The following is a 338-nucleotide window of genomic DNA, read 5'->3' as shown; positions in this document are numbered from 1 at the left end:
CCATCAACAGCAAATTCTCTTTGCGCTCCAGCCACTCCAACTTTCGAAGCATGTCCGGACTGCTTCCGCTTGGAAACGAAATATGGTCATAGACATATCCTTCAAATGTCTTAATATGGGGGAAACCAGCCTGTTGGACGAGCTTCCCCAATTTGGCGCGGCGCCGGCCTTCAAGCTCGGCCATCAAAAGTTGTTCCACCCATCCGCTCATCTGCTCGTCCTGTTGAAGTGCCACATACTCCACCACATGCGCTAACCGAAGCTGCCGGCATAGATCCGCGAGATCCGCTCTCATTCTAGCTCACCCCCATGAGTTGGTCGTAGCGCTGAAGTGAGCC

1 protein-coding gene is annotated in these 338 nt (G+C 53.6%); it reads right to left on the bottom strand.

Going from position 1 to position 338, the window contains the following annotated elements:
- On the bottom strand, window positions 1–295 hold a 295-nt coding region (locus tag PPOP_RS19175), incomplete at its 3' end, for an ATP-binding protein (protein WP_006288374.1).
- Window positions 296–338 lie beyond the last annotated feature (43 nt).

Origin of the sequence: Paenibacillus popilliae ATCC 14706 (assembly GCF_000315235.1) — a bacterium.
Taxonomy (GTDB): domain Bacteria; phylum Bacillota; class Bacilli; order Paenibacillales; family Paenibacillaceae; genus Paenibacillus_B; species Paenibacillus_B popilliae.
The sequence above is the reverse complement of the archived record's forward strand: the minus strand, read 5'-3'. Positions and strand labels throughout refer to the sequence as shown.